The organism is Paenibacillus sp. N119s (genome assembly GCF_059447605.1).
In genome coordinates this window covers 1-1361 of record NZ_JCAJRU010000443.1, presented here as the reverse complement: position 1 = coordinate 1361, position 1361 = coordinate 1, and the positions used below count along the sequence as shown (strand labels likewise).

The following is a 1361-nucleotide window of genomic DNA, read 5'->3' as shown; positions in this document are numbered from 1 at the left end:
GAACCTGCCACCACACTATCATTAGTGGACTGGGGCATACCGCCATGCCCACCCTTACCTGTAATTTGAATATAAAAATCGTCGGCCGCCGCCATCAACGGTCCTGCACAACTTGCAGCGGTCCCGATCGGAAATGGTGTCCATAAATGAATGCCATAAATAACATCCACCCCTTCCAGTACGCCATCTTTGATTACATGGACTGCACCCCCAGGCAGCAACTCCTCCGCAGGTTGGAACAAAAACCGGATTTCTCCTTCCAGCATTTCGTGGTTCAGACTGTAATAGTATGCTGTCCCAAGCAAGACAGACGTATGTCCGTCATGTCCGCAAGCATGCATGGCCCCATCCACGCTGGAGCGATATTCACATTCCTTTTCATCCTGAATCGGAAGAGCGTCCATATCAGCACGCAACATCACCACAGGTCCAGGTTTGGCACCACGAATGGTACCCACAACACCATGTCCCCCTACCTGACGGCGAACCTCTACTCCCCAGCTCTCTAGCTTATCCGCTACAAAAGCGGCTGTTTTGCTTTCCTGAAAAGAAATTTCGGGATTCTTATGTAAGTGTCTACGCCACTCCACCATATTATTTTGTAATTGATCGAACCAAGTCTGATCCATCCCCTGCTGTGTCATTATGCTCCACCTCTCCTTTTTAACACGTTGATAAATTCCCGATCAATCATGCAGCTTTACCATATATGCGCCGTTTCTCTCAAATCTTTATTTTTACCTATTGTAGCAGATATGGAATTGTTGTGATATCTGTTGCCCCAGATGGTTGCAGAAGCCTATCAAACATACTATGATAAAATGGATAAACGATAAAAATGATAAACGTCTGCGAGGAATATACCTTGCGGCGAATACCGGGGGAAGCTGATATGAGAAATACGAAGCCGGAGACTCGAAGAAGAGGGACACCGGATTTCCAATTGCTGATCCTCACTTTGTTGCTGGTTGGATTCGGTGTAATCATGGTATTTAGCTCCAGTTCCAGCGTAGCTCTGCTGAATAAAGAATACAATTTTGACTCTTTATATTTTGTAAAGCGCCAGTCTGCATTTGCTGTACTCGGACTATTTATTATGTTGGTAGCTATGAATATTAAAATGGAAAAATATAAAAAGCTCTTTGTGCCTTTATTTTTCATAACCATATTACTGCTCATCATCGTCCTTTTTACAGGCTCACTTAACGGCGCAAGAAGTTGGCTCAGATTTGGTAGTGTTGGCTTTCAGCCAACGGAACTCGCAAAAATCTCCATTATTCTTTACTTATCCGCGCTGATTGTGAAAAAAGGAGATCGATTTAGAGATTTACGGACTGGCTACATACCTGTAACGGTCATTG

Annotated in this window: 2 protein-coding genes; one reads left to right on the top strand and one right to left on the bottom strand. The window is 44.4% G+C overall.

The genetic code is table 11. The features are described from left to right. On the bottom strand, window positions 1-644 hold a 644-nt coding region (locus tag AC5V8P_RS25595), incomplete at its 3' end, for an amidohydrolase (protein ID WP_495474054.1). 248 nt (window positions 645-892) lie between these two features. On the opposite strand from AC5V8P_RS25595, the gene AC5V8P_RS25590 reads away from it, so the two are divergent. Beyond that, the coding region (locus tag AC5V8P_RS25590) for an FtsW/RodA/SpoVE family cell cycle protein (RefSeq protein WP_495474055.1) at window positions 893-1361 on the top strand (469 nt) is incomplete at its 3' end.